This window comes from Vibrio sp. ABG19 (genome assembly GCF_029962385.1).
GTDB lineage: Bacteria > Pseudomonadota > Gammaproteobacteria > Enterobacterales > Vibrionaceae > Vibrio > Vibrio ostreae.
The window spans coordinates 1,904,158-1,922,396 of the sequence record NZ_CP071708.1 but is presented as its reverse complement, the minus strand read 5'-3'; the positions used below and the strand labels follow the sequence as shown (position 1 = coordinate 1,922,396).

The following is an 18,239-nucleotide window of genomic DNA, read 5'->3' as shown; positions in this document are numbered from 1 at the left end:
GATATCAATATGACATATTGGAAAATACTCTTTGGAGTTCCGATGTTGTTCATTAGCTTACCGGGGTATGCATCACCAACCTCGGATATCTTGATAGAACAAGGAACTACTCTCGTGCCATTAGGAAATCAAGATCTATCGAAGTATCGCGGAGGATTCAGAATAAAAGATAATTACATCATTAACATAGGGCTAAGTATTACGTCATCTATTAATGGTGCTCAAGTTTTTCACAGCAAAATAGCGAATTTAATAATACGGAATGGCGTACTAAAAAAACAGTTGCCAGATAGAAAACAGCCGGCTCACCTTGTGAATGTAATACAGGCGGGTCAAGGTAATATCGTTGATAACGGATATGCCTCGAATACAGATAGTCCATTGGATGATAACGAGTACGGTGTGGACGTGAGCCCACCACATAGAAGTACCGATAACTCGCAGGCATGGTCAGAAAACTATGATATTTCGCAAGTTTTGGATGCCCCGGTCATGCCAATAGATTCTACAGGATTTGGATCACAGTCGATTACGAACTTAATCCAAAACAGTTTAGATAATAGTGTTATAGGGATAAGTACCATAGTCAATATTGATACACAGCTAGGTAATGTCATCAAACAGCTCCAAATCAATCAAAAATTGGAAAACGCAATTAACTCAAGATTATACTAACTATACATTTAACATTTTGTACATTTGCCATTGTATCAACTTCATAAATACAAATACGTAAAGTAAAATTCGCATTATTTACTGTTGTAATCATCCTAGCCCTAGGCGCTGGGATGATTTCTTTCTGTTGCTCTATAAATATGCAAATATTCTAAACAACGTGGAGTTTCAGTTAGGCAGCAAATGAGTGAATCCCCTATCACATAGATAGATACACTGTGTGATAGGGACGAACGAATACAATCAACAGCGCTGCAGCTTCAAGTAAGAATGGGATAAGACTTACATGCTAAACGGTACCCTAACAGTCAATTGGAAATCAGGGGCATCCTCTGTCAACCCAGCTTGTACACCAATGTTCAATGACGTTTTACGGTTAAATGCGTAATTCACCCCAAAATTAAATGTGTCCAATTGCAACATTCGTGCATTTTCTTGGGTACTGCCGTCCACTTTGCTTTTCAGGATTGTTTGGTGACTTAACCCCATACTCAATGAAAGGTCCGGGTTTATAGCAAAACCCATTCCCGCCCCCAACCCAATCGTATCACCTAAATCGACTTCAACAGAATTGCCGTCCACAGTCACATCGTCTTTAAAGTTATAAATATAGCTGATATTAGCGTATAAAACGGCAGGATCCGTGGGATATAGCATAGATAACGAAGGCTCAACACTCCAAAAGCCAGAACCGGTCGGTACTTCATTAAACGTACCATTACTGTTGATATCGACATCATATGGCGACTTACCAGTGTCTGATTTTACCGTTATGCCACCAATCCAGTAAGGCGTTGTTTCAAAATTAAACTGATGTCGCACGGCCAGTTCTATATCACCCAAACCACCGCCATCGAGCGAGTTTCGACTGGCAGAATCATCACCTTCACCAATTTCTCGGGTAAACACTTGATCGTTGCGGTAGACATAAGGAATGCGAAGCTCAATCTCAGTATCATCAGAAATACCATATCGGACCGCACCACCCGCGGTAATTGTTGTACGATCTGAATCGGACACCTCAATACGCCCGACCAGCAAAGTGGGCAGAATAGTATAGCCCACCACGGAGACTCTATTTGAAGAGTTTTGCGTATAACTTAACGATAAATCAAAAGCAAACTGCCCCTCCGGGGTCAATACGCCGGAACGCACAAACACATCATTAACGGTTTGGGGGCGCTTAACCAGTTCTGACTCTTCAGCAGAAAAGGATGACATTGAATAACAGAGTAAGGATAGGGGTAAAGCACAGTATGATTTAGTTAAACTTAGCATTCGACCACCTTTAGACAGTTTCCAGTAGATGACTATCCTTAAACCTAGACAGAAATCTGAAAAAAACCCAATCGAATACTGATTATTTATCCTGAATCACAGTTAAAATTTTGTGATGGGCAATTGTTTATGCAACAGGTATCTCTAGCGTTAAATAGTCATCTGATACTCTCTATTACTGAAACGTTCACAGCGCAATTGCACTGGTTTTCTCAATTGAATGTTAAGCATCGCGCCGACTGATCACCACACAAGCAATCTGTTTTTGCTTACCGAACCCGAGGATCTGTGACAAGGCTCTTTTACCAACCGGCACATAGCCGGACGCCACTGCATGATCTTCCGACTCGGCATGCGGATCGTGGAAAAAGAAAAACTTCTCACTCATCCCGCTCAACACGATCCAGTGCGGCTCTTTCTTGCCGTCAAAACGATAGGTACTGATCAGCAGCAACACACAAGCGCCCTGATTGACCCACTCCTCAAGCTGAGCCTGGGTTGGCGGCGCGTCAATGGTTTCAACATCTTCTTCAAGCAACTGGCGGCAAAAATCCTGATGAACCAGCTCAATCACTTCTTTTTTATTCGCATCACGCACACTGTCGATAAACGGTGTGCTGCGTGACTGACTCCATAACTCAACGTGAAAGCCGCGCCGCGCCGCCGCCAGAGCCAGCCCTTGTCCGCTGCAGCCGCCGTGCCCGGCCGCCATGAAAATCGTGGTCGCCTCACGCCACAACTGCATCTCTTTCACCCTGCTTGGTTCAAAGCTGTCATCCAGGCAGGAGAAGCTCATTAACAGACAAGCCGCGCCGCAGGTAAAAGGGGTGGTCTGAACGTATAACGGCATCGGTAGCAGAACTTTCGGGCCATGGGGCGTTAAACGCTTTTGCATGCGACGTCCATCACATAAATCGTCATAGTAATGGATCAATAGCTTCAAAGTTTTATAGCTCATTTTTTCATATAATTTAATGGCTGCTATATTGTCTTCACGAACTTCTAGCCGTAATGTAGTAGAGCCTTGATCAAGAGCGGCACGCTCGCATTGCTCAACTAAAGTCTGAGCAATCCTCCGCCCTCTGAAATCAGGTTTAACGGCAATCGAATACAACCTTGATAGCTGTGTACCTTGATGAAACAACAACAATGCATATCCAGCCAGTTCCTCACCGGCATCAGCCACCAACAAGATCGCCTGGTCGGAGTGTAAAAAGCGCTTCATTTGACGCGGAGAAATTTTATCGCCTTCAAACAGCTGTTGTTCTAATGCATTGAGCGCAGAGAGATCAGAGTCTTTCGCATGACGAAAGTCCATACGATGTCCTTACTGGGTTGACAGGATAGTAGTTGGCAAGATTGCGATATAATCATACACCTATTGCTATAGGAAAAAACGAAAGATGGCAAACCTTTTAATCGTGACCGATCAGGCCAGTGACTGGCAACAGTACTTCCCTTCCGAACAAGTGATCAGTGTCGATCAATACCTGGATGCGGACTGGAAAAACAACCACCGCAGCCTGCAGGTCGTCAACCTGTGTCGCGATTATGACTACATGAGCGCCGGCTATTACTGCTCGCTGATGGCGGAAGCGCGCGGTCACCGCGTGATTCCGCGCGTGATGGCGATTAATGATATTAATCAGCCATTTTTGCTCTCATCCGGACTGCTTAAACTCAATAAACTGTGCAAAAACACCGAGACTATCGCGTGTAAGATTTATTTCGGCCGCACACCGGAGCCCGGCCTGGACAAACTGGCCCGTCACCTGTTTGAGCAGTTTATGGTCCCGGTAATAGAACTGGAAATGACCAAGGGTCAGGGCCAGTGGCAAATTAGCAAAATCGCCCCGTTCCCGTTCCAGGACCTCAATGATCCGGAGCAGGATTTCTTCATCGAATCGCTCGAGCTGTTCTCGACCAAGGTGTGGCGCAAACCCAAACAAGAGAAAAAATACCGCTACGACATCGCCATGCTGGTCGATGAAGAAGAGAAAATGCCGCCATCAGATGCCTCGGCCCTGAAACGTTTTCGCCGCGCCGCCAACCGTTTAGGCATGAACCTGGAAAACATTTCACCGGATGACTTGTCACGTCTGGGCGAATTTGACGGCCTGTTTATCCGCGCCACCACCAACATCAGTAACTACACCTATCGCTTTGCCAAAACCGCAGAAAAAATGGGCCTGGTGGTGATGGACGACTCAGAGTCGATCATGAAATGTACCAACAAGGTATTTCTGACCGAACTGCTGCAACGCAATAATGTGCCGGCACCGAAAAGCGTGATCCTGCAAAGCTTTGACCCGGACTGGCAGGCCCATCTGCAGCAGCATCTTGAGTTTCCTATGGTGCTGAAGATCCCTGACGGCGCGTTTTCACGTGGCGTGGTTAAAGTGCGTAATGAACAGGAGCTGGAGAAGGAAGCCGCGGCGCTGTTTGAAAAGAGCGCGCTGATTCTGGCACAGGCCTTTATGCCAACCGACTACGACTGGCGCATTGGCGTGATGAACCGCCAACCGATATTTGCCTGTAAGTACATGATGAGCCGTGGTCACTGGCAGATTTATCAGCACCACAACAGCGGCCGCGTTTCATCGGGTGGTTTCGAAACTCTCGATCTGAAACAAGTGCCGAAAACGGTGGTCGACGTGGCGGTCAAAGCGGCTAACTTAATTGGTGGCGGTTTGTATGGTGTTGACTTAAAAGAAATTGACGGCCAAGTTTATGTTATTGAAGTCAACGATAACCCAAGTATTGATCACCACGTTGAAGACGCCTTCCTGGGCGATCTGCTCTATGACCGGGTGATGACTGAGTTTTTACGCCGCATTCAGATGCGTGGTTTCTAAGCTTGGCAGGCCGCTTGCGGCCTGCTGAACTTTCCAACGAAAAGGACCGATATGGATTTTCTCATCGATCACTGGCACTTTACTGAATCACAAGTTATTCGACCAACCCAGACACCGGACAGCATAGAAGCGGATCACTGGTATCACTGCCAGCGTGATGCGCCGGGCGTACGGGAGTGGCTGATCGACAACGCCATTCCGGCGTCTATCATTGACAGCCTGCTGGCCGAAGACACCCGCCCACTGTTTGAACAGTATGATGAGCAGAACTTTCTGCTCATTCTGCGCGGCGTAAACCTGAATGAAAATGCCGACCCGGCCGATATGCTCAGTGTGCGCATTCTGTGTTACAACGGCGCGCTGATTTCAAGCCGCAAGATCCCGTCTAAAACCATCAATGCGATTCGCACCGCGCTGAGCGAAGGGCGTGGCCCAAAAACTCTGGCCGAACTGGTGCTGGGTGTGATTGATGGCCTCAGTCGCAACATAGATAACTATCTAGATCTGGTGGAAGAAAAGATCACCGATTTTGATGACGAGCTTGAGCTGACCGAAGAACTGATGACCACGCACAAAGCACTGTTGAAAATCAAACGCTTTATTAAACCACAGCAATACGCGATTGACGATTATCAGAACTCGAGTGTACCACTGGCCGGCCACAAACAGTTGCGATTGCGCCATAGTGTCAACACCATCACCCGCATCAACGAAACGCTGGACTTTTATCTGAGTGAACTGGAAATCATCAAAGGTGAACTGCGTCAGTACCATGCGGAAAAAATGAACCAGAACACTTATCTGTTCTCTGTGATTGCGGCCATTTTCCTGCCAACCAGTTTCCTTACCGGCCTGCTCGGTGTTAACGTAGGGGGGATTCCCGGTACAGAATCACCGATTGCGTTTGGCCTGTTCTGTGCCGGACTGGTACTGATCTTCGGACTGGAATTGTGGATATTGCGCCGTCTGCAGTTCTTCGGCGGCAAGTAACCAGAGCTGCGATGCGCCAGCAGATAAGCGGCGTTCGCTCAGTTAGTGTATGTCTCTAAGCAGCAGGAACAGTTTATGTACATTTTCGGCTACGGCAGCCTGATGAATTCAGCCTCACGGCAACTGACCGGTAACACCGGGCAGGCTTTACCCGCTATCGTGCACGGCTTAGTGCGCCATTGGGGCAAAATTGACGACAGCTATGTTATTTCTCCTCTGGTGGTCAATCCTGGCCAGGGAGAGGTTAATGGCGTGCTGCTTGAGATTGATGATGCCGCACTGGTGGAGTTTGATCGCCGCGAACGTGGCTATCAACGCATTGCCCTCAGCGCCGAGCAAATTGAAACTGATCACGCCTTTGATCGCACTCAGCCCATCTGGGTCTATATCAAGGATGATCATCAACCGCCATGTGCCAACAGCCCGATTGTCCAGACTTATGTCGATACCGTGCTGGCGGGTTGCCTGGAAGTATCGGAAAACTTCGCGCGCCATTTTGTCGAACACACACTTGGCTGGCATCATCCGCTGGAAAACGATCGCCATGCACCGAAATACGGTAACCTGGCCGGCGTCAAGCAAGATCACCATCCGCTGATCGATGCCCTGCTGGCTGACGTTCGCTAAACACCCGGCACAGAATTCATCATTGACAGAAAGGCCCTCTGCTTGCAGAGGGCCTGTTATCATCTCTTTGTTCACCCCAATCACATAGATACACTATGTGATTGGGGTGAACAAATGCAGCCAACACCGCTACAACTTCAAATAGGAAGGGGATAGCTATGCCAGTTGGAACTGATACACAGTCGTGAACTTATATTCCTGCTCCGGTAACAAGATACAGCTCTGCTGAGCCCATTCTGGATGGTTGGGTGAATCCGGCAGAAACTGAGTTTCCAGCGCCACGCCTTGATAGCTCCGGTACTCACTGCCATTACGGCCCGGCGTACCTTGCAGCCAGTTGCCGCTGTATAGCTGCAGCGCCGGCTTTGCGGTAAACACCTGCATAACCACCTGTTCATCATCTGACACCAGAGTGGCGGCACACTGCCCGCCGCGACATGCATCGTTGAGCCAGTAACTGTGGTCATAGCCTTGCGACGCTTGTTGCTGCTCATCTTTAAGCAGATCCTGACCCAGGGTTTTCGCCTGCTGAAAATCAAACCCGCTGCCCTGCACCGGCGCTAAATGACCCAGCGGAATCGCGCTATCATCAATCGGCAGATACTCCGACGCCGCGATTGACAATCTATGCCCAAGCACGTCGCAGCCGGACTCGGCACCCATCAGATTAAAATAAGCATGGTTGGTGAGGTTGACCGGAGTTGGCTTATCGGTGCTCGCCTGATAGGTGATACTCACCTGGTTATCATCACCCAGCTCATAACGCACGGACGCGCTGACATGACCGGGAAATCCCTGTTCACCATCTTGCGATTCAATGGTAAAACAGGCGAAGTTGTCGCCCTGACTGTCCAGCGTCCAACGACGATGACTCCAGCCCGGAGCGCCACCATGCAGACAGTTATCACCCTGACTGGCCACCACCTGGATCTCTTCGCCCTGATAACGATAGCGCGCATTAGCGATCCGGTTAGCATAACGCCCGACCGATGCGCCCATAAACGCCCCCTGCGCTTCAAAGTCTGCCATAGTGTCCACACCGAGCAGCACTTCACGGCTTTCTTGCGCCAGCGGCAAGCGGCAGCTGAGCCAGGTTGCACCAACATCCATCAGCACAATACTCATACCATGACGGTTAGTCAGCTCCACCAGCTGCGCCGGGCGACCATCACCAAACGCCTGCTGCGTCATCGATTCAAACAACGAACTCTTCACCACATCCTCTCTTTTGGTTACGGAAGCGGCAAAACACCAAACGTGCAGGCTTCCTTTCGGGTCAATAACGCCAGTCTAGCAACTAACCCATTGAGTTGACTGTGAGTTAGCCCGCACTAGTGAAAACGTTTTCACTGATATTGGCGATACCATCTCCCCATCAATGATACGACTATCTAACAATTCACAGCTGTCGCGTAATTGTCATCTCACTGCGCTATTTTCTTACAACTTTGACGTTGAGCATCAAGTAGTAAGCCATTACATTTTCCTCAGTTAATCCAACGGGTGTAAGCAGCAGGCGGTTATGTTCGAGATATTTAAAATTTTCTTTGCCTTAGGATGGGTTAGTTTCGGCGGCCCGGCAGCACATATCGGCTACTTTCGTCACACCTTTGTCGAACAACGCGCATGGCTGAGTGATGAAGAATACGCTCAGTTGGTTGCGCTCAGTCAGTTTTTACCAGGCCCGGGATCCAGCCAGGTGGGTTTCGCGCTCGGTTACCAGCGTGGTGGCTTGGGCGGCGCATGTGCTGCGTTTATCGGCTTTACTCTGCCTTCCGTGCTTTTGATGCTGGCCGTTGCCCTGCTGAGCAGCCAGTTTCTACAGCAGCCACTATTTCAGCATATCGTGCATGGATTGAAACTGCTGGCGGTCATGGTGGTAGCAGATGCGACCTGGGGCATGTTCAAAAATTTTTGCCAGCAGAAGCTCACCTTGTCCCTCTGCTTACTCACCGCTATCGTTCTGCTCCTTATCCCCTCATTGAGCAGCCAAATGTTGGTGCTGATCATCGGTGCCTTAATTGGGGCCTTGTATCTGAAACATCCGACAAGCCCAGGAAAAACCAGCAGATTCTCGCTTTCGTGGCCGCCATTAGTCGCTTTTCTTGCTCTGTTTTTTGCGTTACCTCTGCTCGCGCCGTTATCATCCTACTGGCAAACATTGGATCAGTTTTATCAGGCCGGTAGCCTGGTGTTTGGCGGCGGCCATGTCGTGCTGCCTCTGCTGCAAAACGCTCTGGCAGATAACCTCTCTACCGACGCCTTTCTGACCGGCTACGCTGCCGCGCAGGCAGTTCCGGGCCCCATGTTTACCCTGGCGACTTTCCTGGGCTTTGTTCTTCATCCTGAAACCCCTGTGATCGGTGCTCTGCTGGCAACGCTGGCGATTTTCCTGCCGGGTTTCCTGCTGCTATTGGGCGTGATTAAGAACTGGCAAGCATTGTCGAACGTTCCTGCCATCGCCGGGGCGTTGCAAGGGGTTAATGCCTGTGTGGTGGGTCTGCTGCTGGCGGCGCTTTATCAGCCGGTATTTATCAGCGCTGTCGCAGATGCTTATGATCTTGCCTTTCTGCTGATCGGTTTTATTTTGTTAAAAGTCGCTCGCGCCCCCATCCTGGTACTCGTGCTGTACTTTGCCGTTGCAGGCATGCTGCTGGGATTCATTTATCCCCTTCCTACTTAAAGCTGCAGCGGTGTTGGCTCAACTCTGAGTTGTTTCGGTATCGATCAATCATGAGTGCAAAATATCGGCGCACTATTGGTCGTTTCCTTACTCGATCACCTAAACTTAACTGTTAGGAGAAAGGGGATCTATGAGGAGGCGTACCGATGGAAACACACAGTAAAACCAGCGAACACAGTTACTTTCCGACTGCTGGTACTTTGAATAATCAGTTGGCCGATATCCACCAAAGGTTACGGGTGGCTGAGCCGGAAATCGACCGGATTTCGTTTGCGCTGTATGACGCCGATAGCGATCATTTAAAAACGTATGCTGACAGTACTTTTCACGGCTTCGAGCTGATGCACTATGAGTTTCCGCTGGATGCACTGCCCTCACTTAAACAGTGTTCGCTGTCCGGTGAAAGCCGCTACATCAACGACATTCCACAAACGCTCACACCTCGTTATCCACACACGAAATGGCTGATTGAACAGGGCTTCCAGTCTTCAATGGCGGTTCCCGCTTATCACGGCGAACATTTCATCGGTTTTATCTTTCTTAACTCTTGCCAGAAAGACTATTTTAATGAAGTACGTAAAGCCTCGCTCAAACCCTATATCGAGATTATTCGCTTTATTGTTTCGTCCGAATACGATTTAGTCCACGCACTGCTGCAATCAGCAAACGATATGAATGCCAGTTCACCGGAACACTTTCAGGAATCGCACGAACACAAAGAACGCATCAGCCGCTTTGCGAAAGTGATTGCCCTGGAGGTCGCCCCTATTTATGACCTCGATGACGAGATGATCGAAACCATCAGCCAGTTCTCTAAATGCCACGATATCGGCAAATTATCGGTTCCGGCCAGCGTATTGAATAAATCCAACTCACTGGTGGATGAAGAGCGTGAACAGCTCAACGATCATGTCGAAAAAGGAGTCGAGATCATCAACCATATCATTGAGGATATGGGAGCGCCCAACCATCCTTGTGTATCAGTATTAAAAGAGATTGTGGCCTATCATCACGAATTTTTGGATGGCAGTGGCTATCCCTACGGGCTGACCCAGGATGATATCCCGATATCGGCTCGCATTATTTCAGTGGCCAATATTTTCGATGCCCTGACCAGTCACCACCCCTATAAACAGGCCTGGTCCGTTCCTTTTGCCTTGCTGGAGCTGGAAAAAATGGTGGTGGTTGGCAAGCTGGACAAGCATTGTGTGAATGCACTCCGTAGCCATCAGGACTACCTGAAAAAGGTGATCGAAGCCTATCCGGAACCTGATCCAATCGATAAGCTTTAGCAACGGCTATAAACAATAAGCGCAACCCTGAGGTTGCGCTTATTGTTTATAGGTAAAAATGCTGTTGATAGGTAAAAATCGGTTAAGTTACTGTACCTTGACTCGTGTGCTGTCGCTCGAGTTCGCCCGCACCTCAAGTAACGCACGCTCCAGATTTTCATTCGCCACCTTGTAGTAGGACGGCTTTTTATCAATCGCCTGTTGCAGGAACGGAATCGCATCTTCCGGCTTGCCCTGCAACATCAGGAAATAACCCACGTTGTTAAGCGCTTCCGGCGCATCCATAAAACGCATAAAGACATTCAGCGCCCGTTGGGCATCCCCTTCCGCCAGATAAATCAGCGCCAGATTGTTCTGCGCTCTTTGGTTATTGCTGTCCTGTTCAAGTGCAGCCTGGGTATAACGTTTGGCCGGAGCATACTCTCCGCTCATGTAATAGGAGTAGCCCATGTTCATCAGCGCCTTACTCGATTTAGGCTCGATTTGTAGCGCGTGACGATAGAAGCCTTTCGCCACATCATGATTGGCTTTAACATCATATAAAATGCCCAATCCCATATAGGCCAACGCCGGTGACTGATCATCGCTGCTCAGCTTATCAAGCTGTTCCACGGAAACGTTGGAAGTATCCAGTTTATTGCGACTTGCCAAACGTAGCTGGTCAGCATTGATGGCACGTAAAAAATAGCTTTCACCCTGCTTGGTATCGCCTTGTTTGGTGTAATTGGATCCCAACTGTTCCAGTACCTGAATGTTGTTTGGGTTGGCTTCCAGAGCTAACAAGTACGCTTGCTCGGCCAAATCCAGATTACCACGCGATTGGTGTATGCGCCCCACAGTGTAGAGTGTTTTGTCGCGGTATTGCGTATCAGGGAAATCCAGCGAACGCAGATACTCATACAAGGCCAAATCGGTATTGTTGTTTTTCAACGCATAATCGCCACGTTTGATCGCTTCGGTTTCAGTCATCGGCGCCGCGTCAGAGCTTAACGTTTCTACCGGACGACCATCGTAAAGGGCGTTCTCGAAAGGCTTGGGTTGGGTGGATTGGTTGGCGCAACCAACAAGCAGGCTGGCACAAAGAGCAACAACTTGATATCTCATAAACCTCTCCTTTACGAACCAAAATAGACTAACAAGAAAAGAATGGTAGGGCCTACAGCAACAATAAAGAAACATGGCCATATAAAAAGTAATAGCGGAAAAATCATCTTGGTGGGGATTTTTGCCGCAATTTCTTCGACTTCCTGATTGCGTTTGTCACGAAAATCTTCGGTATAGTCTCGTAATGTTTGAGCCAGACTGCCACCAATCCGAGATGCATGCGCTAACATGCTTACCAATCCGCTAATCTCGGTGATGCCGGTCCGTTCAACTAACTGAGCCAACGCCTGAGGAACTTCCACGCCAGCTTTAATTTTAGCGCAGACAGTATCGAGTTCATCCGCCAGTTCGGGATGAGAAATAACCAATTCATCCGCAACTCTGCGCAAAGCTGCATTAAAGCCCAAACCAGACTCAGTACAAACTACCAACAGATCGAGAGCATCAGCTATACCCCCTCTAATCTTTGATTTTCTTTTCTTGACTAAATGTCTTAAAACAACATTAGGACCAAAAAGACCAACAGCGATAGAGGTAACGATAATTAACAGGAGATTTTCCGTATTAGGAAATAAGAAAAAAACAAGAGCACTCAGAGTAATCGCTGCTAAAGTAAGCGCTGTTTTTATCGCATAGTACATATTTAGAGCATTAGCACTATGAAAACCGGCATGCATCAATTGATGACGAACACTATCTCGTTCCTTGATATCTCGGGGAGAGAACATTGGCGAGATGGATTCTAGTGTATTACTGATTTTACTATTTTTTTTTCGATGTAAGCTGGATGAACCAACCAAGCTCTCTTGTCTTATCTCGCCTAGTTGACGCTTAATCTGGTTTCTGCGCCCAGTAATGAGCAAAGCTACTGAAAAAAAGAGCAATACAGTTGAAATCATTATCAGCGCGAAGAAAATGGTTCTCTGTGAAATTTGCACTGAGGAAAAAACAGCCATAATATTTTCCATATCACACCTCAAAGTTGATTATCTTTCTCATCCATAAAGCACCAAAAAAAAGACTAACCACACCGTAGCTAATTAAATTAACTCCTCTAGGATCTTCGTATAATGGAGCTAAAAATTCAGGCTTAAATAGTGACATGGCAATAAACAATACAAATGGTGATAATACCAATATCCAGGCAGACATACGACTTTCCGCTGAAATAGTCTTTATTTTTCGCATTAACTTAAATCGGGAGCGTAAAACTTTACACACTTTGTCTAGGTTTTCCGATAAATTACCACCTGTTTCTTTCTGTAAAAGTACGGCGCTAGAAAATGCCAGCATTGACACTGTTGGAGTTCTGTCAGCCATTTGCATAATTGCTAGTCGCATATCATAGCCGTAATTGAGTAAGTTGAATGTGTTTTTAAACTCGATACCTATTGGCGCTGGCATTTCATCACCAACTTCCTTAAATGCTTGGGTTACAGGTTGGCCAGCCTGTAACATACGTCGAATAATATCAATCGCGTCAGGGAGTTGCTCTTCAAATTTAGCGAGTCGATCCGATATTTTCTTGTGTACGAAAACATGTAAACATCCCCATACAAAAACTACTGCGGCTAAACACAAATACCAAATCTGATTCAGTATCAATAAGCCTAAACCAGCCCCTAAGCTTAGTAACGCAGTAACCGCTAACGTTTGGGACAATGACCAGTCAAGACCTGATAATTCGAGATTTTTCTTAAACGAGGCCAGTAGTGGAATCTGTATTAACTTACGGTCAAGAGGCGTTAAACTTTTTAGATAATGCTCCTGGAGTAAAGAGCGACTTTCTGCATCCAGGTTAGCCTGGCTCTCTTTCAAACGACTCGCAAGTTGCTTATGTTTTGCTTTGTTACCTGCGGCAGGTAGTAATAATGCTTGTGAAATAATCACCACGGCAAAAAATAGCAAAACTAAAAACATGGTTAAATCTTGCATAGAGACCTCCTATTCTAACGGTGTGTCTCGCTAAAAATCTCATGCGGTAAATGGAAGCCTCTTTTTGATAACGCATCATGACACTGAGGCACTACACCAGTTGCAGTGTAATAACCCAGAACATTACCATCTTCATCCATTCCAAGACGCTGAAATTTATAAATTTCCGACATGGTAATAATATCACCTTCCATACCATTAATTTCAGTAATGCTAACCATACGGCGTTTACCATCTTCTTGGCGCTCCATTTGCACCACTAAATGTATTGCCGATGCGATTTGTGCTCGCAAATTCTTAGTGGAAATATTCCAGCCAGCCATCGAAAACATATTTTCTACCCGGCTCAACGCATCGCGCGGCGTATTGGCGTGTATTGTTGCAAGCGAACCATCATGGCCAGTATTCATCGCAGCCAGCATATCAACCGCTTCACTGCCACGCACTTCCCCCAAAACTATTCTGTCCGGTCGCATCCGTAACGAGTTCTTAACCAGCTCCCGCTGAGTAATTTCACCTTTACCTTCCAGGTTAGCCGGACGCGTTTCCAATCTGACCACGTGCGGTTGTTGCAGTTGCAACTCTGCTGAATCTTCAATCGTGATGATGCGATCTTCTTTGGGGATAAAACCGGAAAAAATATTCAGCGTAGTGGTTTTACCCGAACCTGTCCCGCCAGAAATCAGAATGTTGAGCTCACCTTTAACCGCAGCTTCAACAAAGGCAGCCATCGGTTCAGACAGGGAATTAAAAGAGAGCAGGTTATCCATCGTCAATTTATCAACGGCAAAGCGACGTATAGAGACTGAAGGTCCGTCCAATGCGAGAGGTGGGATAATTGCGTTAACCCTCGAACCATCTGCCAAACGGGCATCGACCATAGGAGAGGCTTCATCTATGCGACGACCAACCTGACTGACAATACGATCAATAATATTGCGCAAATGGCGGTCATCCAAAAACGTGTAGGGTGTTCTTTCCAATTTACCACGCCGTTCCACATAAACACTTTTAGCACCATTGACGAGAATGTCCGAAACCGTTGGATCATTGAGGAGAGGCTCCAACGGCCCTAAACCGAACACTTCATCTTCGATCTGCTTAATGACTCGTTTACGCCCCTCAGCACTCAATGCATGAGTTTGGTCTTCAGACATTAACTGTACGATAGAATCGTGCAAATCTTTTTTTGCTCGTTCTTTTTCAAGGCTTGAGAGTAGCGCTAGATCTAATGTTTCAAGTAATCGTTTATGATAAAAATGCTTGATTGATAGCTCTTGCTCCAGTTGCTTGCGCGCATCGTCTATTTCTCGATTTTTAAGTTCAGCCTCGCGAACTTTCCGCTCCAACTGGTTTTCATTTTTATATTCAGTTCGACTCGTTACCTCAGGCTCATCGGAGCCAACCACTGGATCCGATAAAGACTGATCTTGATATTCAGTATTAATATTTTTTCTCTTGAAGAACATATGGCCTCCGAAGAATCATGAAAACAATCGCTTTATCCAGCCTTTCTGCTCGATAGTTTCAGGTGCGAGAGTCTGAGAAAGTTCGATAATCGATTTAGTAATTGAACTGTTTTTCTTCAGCTCAACAAATGGTTTACCCAAATTGGCACTCTCAATAGCGACTTTAAAATCATTGGGAATACTATGAGTCTCCATACCAGGTAACGTTTGTTGAATATCTTTTAATTTTATCGATTGATTTTTTTCGTAACGATTGATAATTAACTCGATTTGATCTTTTGACAGACCGTATTCCATCATTAAAGACTTAACGATTCGCGACGCATTTTTTATTCCCACTAAGTTTTGCTGAGTCACCATAAAAACTTTTGCCGCTTGAGAAAGCACTGGTGAGAACATTCTATCAACACCCATTGATAAATCGATAAAAACATAAGGATAAAACTCACGTAAAGTTGGAATTAACTTTCCTAATTGCATCGCTTTATCAAAGTTTTCATTGTGATTTTCATGCTTAAAACTCAAAACATGTAATCCGGATGGATGCTTAGAAACCAAACTCTGTAATGACATCTCATCCAAGTCAGCAACATTAGCAATCGCATCATTGATACTGTAGGTCGGATTAATATTGAGATAATCCATAATGACACCGAAGTGAATATCCAAATCGAGTAACAGCACTTTACTGTCACATTGCATTGCAACTTCAACGGCAGTATTTAAAGCGATAGTAGTTGCTCCAGACCCGCCTTTTGTATTAAGAAACACAAATAACTGACCTAATTTTCGTGCAGAGATTTTTTCTTCCGCACTATTTTTCAAAAGTGGAACCAAATCCGATAAAGTTGCCTGATCAGAAACAAAATCAGTCGCACCGATGCGTAATGCTATTTTAAGCGCACCACTATCATTTTCATTACCAAACACAACCAGCGATGTGTTAGAGCCTTCATCAACCTCCATACTGTCATAGTTTTGCATTTCAACAATTTTTTGCGCCCAGTTAGGTCCGGTTTCAACAAAAATTAAATCCGGTGGATTAAAGCTCTTAAAGCTGTCTTGTTTCATACTATGCAAAGAAAATGCATTAAAAGTGATGTTTCGACACAACGACAATTCTTCACTCAGATGAATTTTAAAACGATCGCTGGAGTATAAAACCCAAATAGTTAAATTGGTTTTTAAACGAATATTTTCACTCTCACCACGAGATAAATGCACTGTTTCACCCATGCCCACTCCTTAACAATCCGTCTTCGCGTCTGGATCGTCGACTCTTAATACTCCCAAAGATTCAGCAGGCAGTGTCGTCTGAAAATCTGGTACGGTAATAACACCATTATCACTTAAAAAGCCAAGAGCCCCAGAAAACCCGTAATCGTAATTGATAACTCTGGCTCTGACATAACGAATATTGATATGCCCGGCAACAGGATCAACAATCACATCTCCATCTTCGTCAAGATAATTAATCTCTATGTTATCAGCGGTAAAATCTTTAGGCGTCCATTCACTAAACACTAACGTTTTAATCTCGCTATCATTAACTACACAGACTGTAGCAATACGTGCTGAGCGCCGACTGATATCATTGAGCGTCTGTAATGAATAAACAAATACCGCAATTTCAAAAATAGCAAATAAAATAATTAGCAGAACAGTGGCCACAATAGTAAATTCAATCACCGTCAGGCCATGCTGATTGTTTAACTTTCTCGTCATTGTGTCACCCTCATCACGGCAGAAGCAGTCAAAGTTACATCCGACAAAAGATCGTTTAGCCATGGACCAACCAGCGGCTGATAAGGATATGTGCCGGTAACCACAACATAATCATCGCCTGTACTATAGGTTACGGTCACGGTCATTGCCTCAAGTATTGGCTGCGTGTCCACTACTGTCTTTGGACTCCCATACATAACCGCTTGCTTAATCTTCTCATCGGAAGCAATATTTTCTGCTTTTGCGGTACCGTAAACCTCAGTGACAGCCATACGAGCACCATTTTGTACGGCTTTACTCAATATGTTGTAACGGATGAAAGCATTGCCAAACTCAGCGATGGCTGCCAGTATCAACAACAATACGGGTAAAACAATCAACAACTCGATCGAGGCTAACCCTTTGATATTTTTCACACGCGTCGTTTTCATTTATGAATCCTCATTTAAAGGATCTTTATACAAGACGATACGATAAGAGCCGCCGGTATTACTTTCACCATCATTGTGGCTGTTTTGTACCGTACAGTCGTACATGTACTCACCCACAATGGAGTCTTTACCGCTATTATTATCAGGGGCTTTCTCAACCAGGAAAAAACAGCCCACAGCGACCACAGAGAAATCCTGACTGCCAGAACTCGGAGAGCTGCAATCAACGATAGGTACAGCAATTTCTCTTCGCCCATTGTGTAAATCGTTGGCTAAATATTCATCATGAGTAATGTTTTCAGTGGTTACGCCATCAGAAGAGAAATCACTGCTGCTTGTTCCGCCTTTGTATTCGCCAAATCGGGTATTGATACCTTGCCCAACAGGACCAATGGTATTGCCGGGCTTAGTAGTAACAATATCATTTTTACCTACGCAGCCTTGGAAGTTACCCGCTAATTGATTGCGAATATGGTTGTCTTTGGCATTTTTATTTGCGCTCTCATCCACGTCCAAATCTAATAACTGAAAATTCCCCGGCCCCATTTCAGAGTTATTTTCACTTAGTTTGATGTCATAATTGACCCCGTCTTCAAACCCTGCGGTTTCTTCATCCGAAGCATCATTCGCACAGATAGCCATAGGCACGACATTACAGGTATCGCCCCCTGCACTAGGGCCGGCAACGGCACTGGCACTGATTGCTTTAGTATCGGTGAATAATTGGATGAAAAAACTTTGTAATGTCAGATCACTGACAGCCACTCGTACATAGCAATCCCCCCCCAGCACACAGCTACCACCGGTAAAGCGAGAATCGTTATTGAAAGTCACTGCAATATTTGCATCCGGAACCGTCACTTCTGCATTGCCCGAAGACTGTCCCATTTTGGTCAACGCATCTTTTGCTGCCTGACTGGCTGCATTCTGAACCGTGTTCTGGTCAACTCCGCTTTTATTTAGAACAACGGCTGCAGCCAGAGCAGCAGCATCGACCCCGTTTTGAAGTTTCGTCCGGTTCATAAACGCATGATTAATATCAATGGCTAGTGCAGCCGCACCAAGCATCGCCAACAAGGCAATAGTGACAATCACAACTACTACACCTTGTTGGCGCCGGCTTCGTTTATGTCCTGGAACCGAACGTCCAGGTTTAAATTGAGTTTTCATAGCAC

The 18,239-nt window shown here is 46.2% G+C and carries 17 protein-coding genes; 6 read left to right on the top strand and 11 right to left on the bottom strand.

From position 1 onward, the window contains the following. Nucleotides 1-9: 9 nt before the first annotated feature. Entirely contained in the window at nucleotides 10-675 is a 666-nt protein-coding gene (locus J0X00_RS15130) for a hypothetical protein (protein WP_282477128.1), read from the top strand. A 282-nt stretch (nucleotides 676-957) separates the two neighbouring features. Here the strand turns inward: J0X00_RS15130 and J0X00_RS15125 are convergent, their stop codons facing one another. Then, nucleotides 958-1,896 carry a transporter gene (locus J0X00_RS15125; protein WP_282478300.1) on the bottom strand — a complete coding sequence of 313 codons (939 nt, stop codon included), beginning with the start codon at nucleotides 1,894-1,896 and terminating at the stop codon, nucleotides 958-960. A 280-nt stretch (nucleotides 1,897-2,176) separates the two neighbouring features. Further along, the gene (locus J0X00_RS15120) at nucleotides 2,177-3,271 is read right to left on the bottom strand and encodes a GNAT family N-acetyltransferase/peptidase C39 family protein (RefSeq protein ID WP_282477127.1); all 1,095 of its coding nucleotides are present in this window, start codon (nucleotides 3,269-3,271) and stop codon (nucleotides 2,177-2,179) included. An 85-nt stretch (nucleotides 3,272-3,356) separates the two neighbouring features. On the opposite strand from J0X00_RS15120, the gene J0X00_RS15115 reads away from it, so the two are divergent. From J0X00_RS15115 to J0X00_RS15105, 3 genes are all read left to right on the top strand, one after another. Continuing rightward, nucleotides 3,357-4,808, top strand: a complete 1,452-nt coding sequence (locus tag J0X00_RS15115) for a RimK family protein (protein ID WP_136483427.1) — start codon at nucleotides 3,357-3,359, stop codon at nucleotides 4,806-4,808. Nucleotides 4,809-4,859: 51 nt separating this feature from the next. Continuing rightward, the gene (locus J0X00_RS15110; protein ID WP_136483426.1) at nucleotides 4,860-5,798 is read left to right on the top strand and encodes a zinc transporter ZntB; all 939 of its coding nucleotides are present in this window, start codon (nucleotides 4,860-4,862) and stop codon (nucleotides 5,796-5,798) included. A gap of 75 nt (nucleotides 5,799-5,873) precedes the next feature. Beyond that, nucleotides 5,874-6,425 (top strand): gamma-glutamylcyclotransferase family protein, encoded by a 552-nt coding sequence (locus tag J0X00_RS15105; RefSeq protein ID WP_136483425.1) that lies wholly within the window; start codon nucleotides 5,874-5,876, stop codon nucleotides 6,423-6,425. 156 nt (nucleotides 6,426-6,581) lie between these two features. Here J0X00_RS15105 and galM read toward each other — a convergent pair whose 3' ends face one another. Further along, nucleotides 6,582-7,616 (bottom strand): galactose-1-epimerase, encoded by a 1,035-nt coding sequence (galM, locus tag J0X00_RS15100; RefSeq protein WP_282478299.1) that lies wholly within the window; start codon nucleotides 7,614-7,616, stop codon nucleotides 6,582-6,584. A 331-nt stretch (nucleotides 7,617-7,947) separates the two neighbouring features. Between galM and chrA the strand changes: the two genes are divergently transcribed. Next, on the top strand, nucleotides 7,948-9,108 hold the full coding sequence (gene chrA / locus J0X00_RS15095) for a chromate efflux transporter (protein ID WP_282477126.1): 1,161 nt from the start codon (nucleotides 7,948-7,950) through the stop codon (nucleotides 9,106-9,108). A 146-nt stretch (nucleotides 9,109-9,254) separates the two neighbouring features. Continuing rightward, nucleotides 9,255-10,400: an HD domain-containing phosphohydrolase gene (locus J0X00_RS15090; protein WP_136483419.1), complete on the top strand. Its 1,146-nt coding sequence runs from the start codon at nucleotides 9,255-9,257 to the stop codon at nucleotides 10,398-10,400. A gap of 87 nt (nucleotides 10,401-10,487) precedes the next feature. Here the strand turns inward: J0X00_RS15090 and J0X00_RS15085 are convergent, their stop codons facing one another. The 8 genes from J0X00_RS15085 to J0X00_RS15050 are packed head-to-tail and all read right to left on the bottom strand — an operon-like array spanning nucleotide 10,488 to nucleotide 18,234. Further along, nucleotides 10,488-11,504 (bottom strand): tetratricopeptide repeat protein, encoded by a 1,017-nt coding sequence (locus J0X00_RS15085; RefSeq protein WP_282477125.1) that lies wholly within the window; start codon nucleotides 11,502-11,504, stop codon nucleotides 10,488-10,490. Nucleotides 11,505-11,515: 11 nt separating this feature from the next. Next, nucleotides 11,516-12,472, bottom strand: a complete 957-nt coding sequence (locus J0X00_RS15080; RefSeq protein ID WP_282477124.1) for a type II secretion system F family protein — start codon at nucleotides 12,470-12,472, stop codon at nucleotides 11,516-11,518. Nucleotide 12,473: 1 nt separating this feature from the next. After that, complete coding sequence (locus tag J0X00_RS15075) at nucleotides 12,474-13,439, bottom strand: type II secretion system F family protein (protein WP_282477123.1); 966 nt, start codon at nucleotides 13,437-13,439, stop codon at nucleotides 12,474-12,476. Between the two features lie 14 nt (nucleotides 13,440-13,453). Next, the gene (locus J0X00_RS15070) at nucleotides 13,454-14,908 is read right to left on the bottom strand and encodes a CpaF family protein (RefSeq protein WP_282477122.1); all 1,455 of its coding nucleotides are present in this window, start codon (nucleotides 14,906-14,908) and stop codon (nucleotides 13,454-13,456) included. Between the two features lie 15 nt (nucleotides 14,909-14,923). Continuing rightward, entirely contained in the window at nucleotides 14,924-16,144 is a 1,221-nt protein-coding gene (locus tag J0X00_RS15065) for an AAA family ATPase (RefSeq protein ID WP_282477121.1), read from the bottom strand. A gap of 9 nt (nucleotides 16,145-16,153) precedes the next feature. Continuing rightward, nucleotides 16,154-16,633, bottom strand: coding sequence for a TadE family protein (locus J0X00_RS15060; RefSeq protein WP_282477120.1), 480 nt, complete (start codon nucleotides 16,631-16,633; stop codon nucleotides 16,154-16,156). Further along, on the bottom strand, nucleotides 16,630-17,064 hold the full coding sequence (locus J0X00_RS15055) for a TadE/TadG family type IV pilus assembly protein (protein ID WP_282477119.1): 435 nt from the start codon (nucleotides 17,062-17,064) through the stop codon (nucleotides 16,630-16,632). Before J0X00_RS15055 ends, J0X00_RS15060 begins: the two co-directional genes overlap by 4 nt. Continuing rightward, nucleotides 17,065-18,234, bottom strand: coding sequence for a pilus assembly protein TadG-related protein (locus tag J0X00_RS15050; protein ID WP_282477118.1), 1,170 nt, complete (start codon nucleotides 18,232-18,234; stop codon nucleotides 17,065-17,067). Between the last annotated feature and the right edge of the window lie 5 nt (nucleotides 18,235-18,239).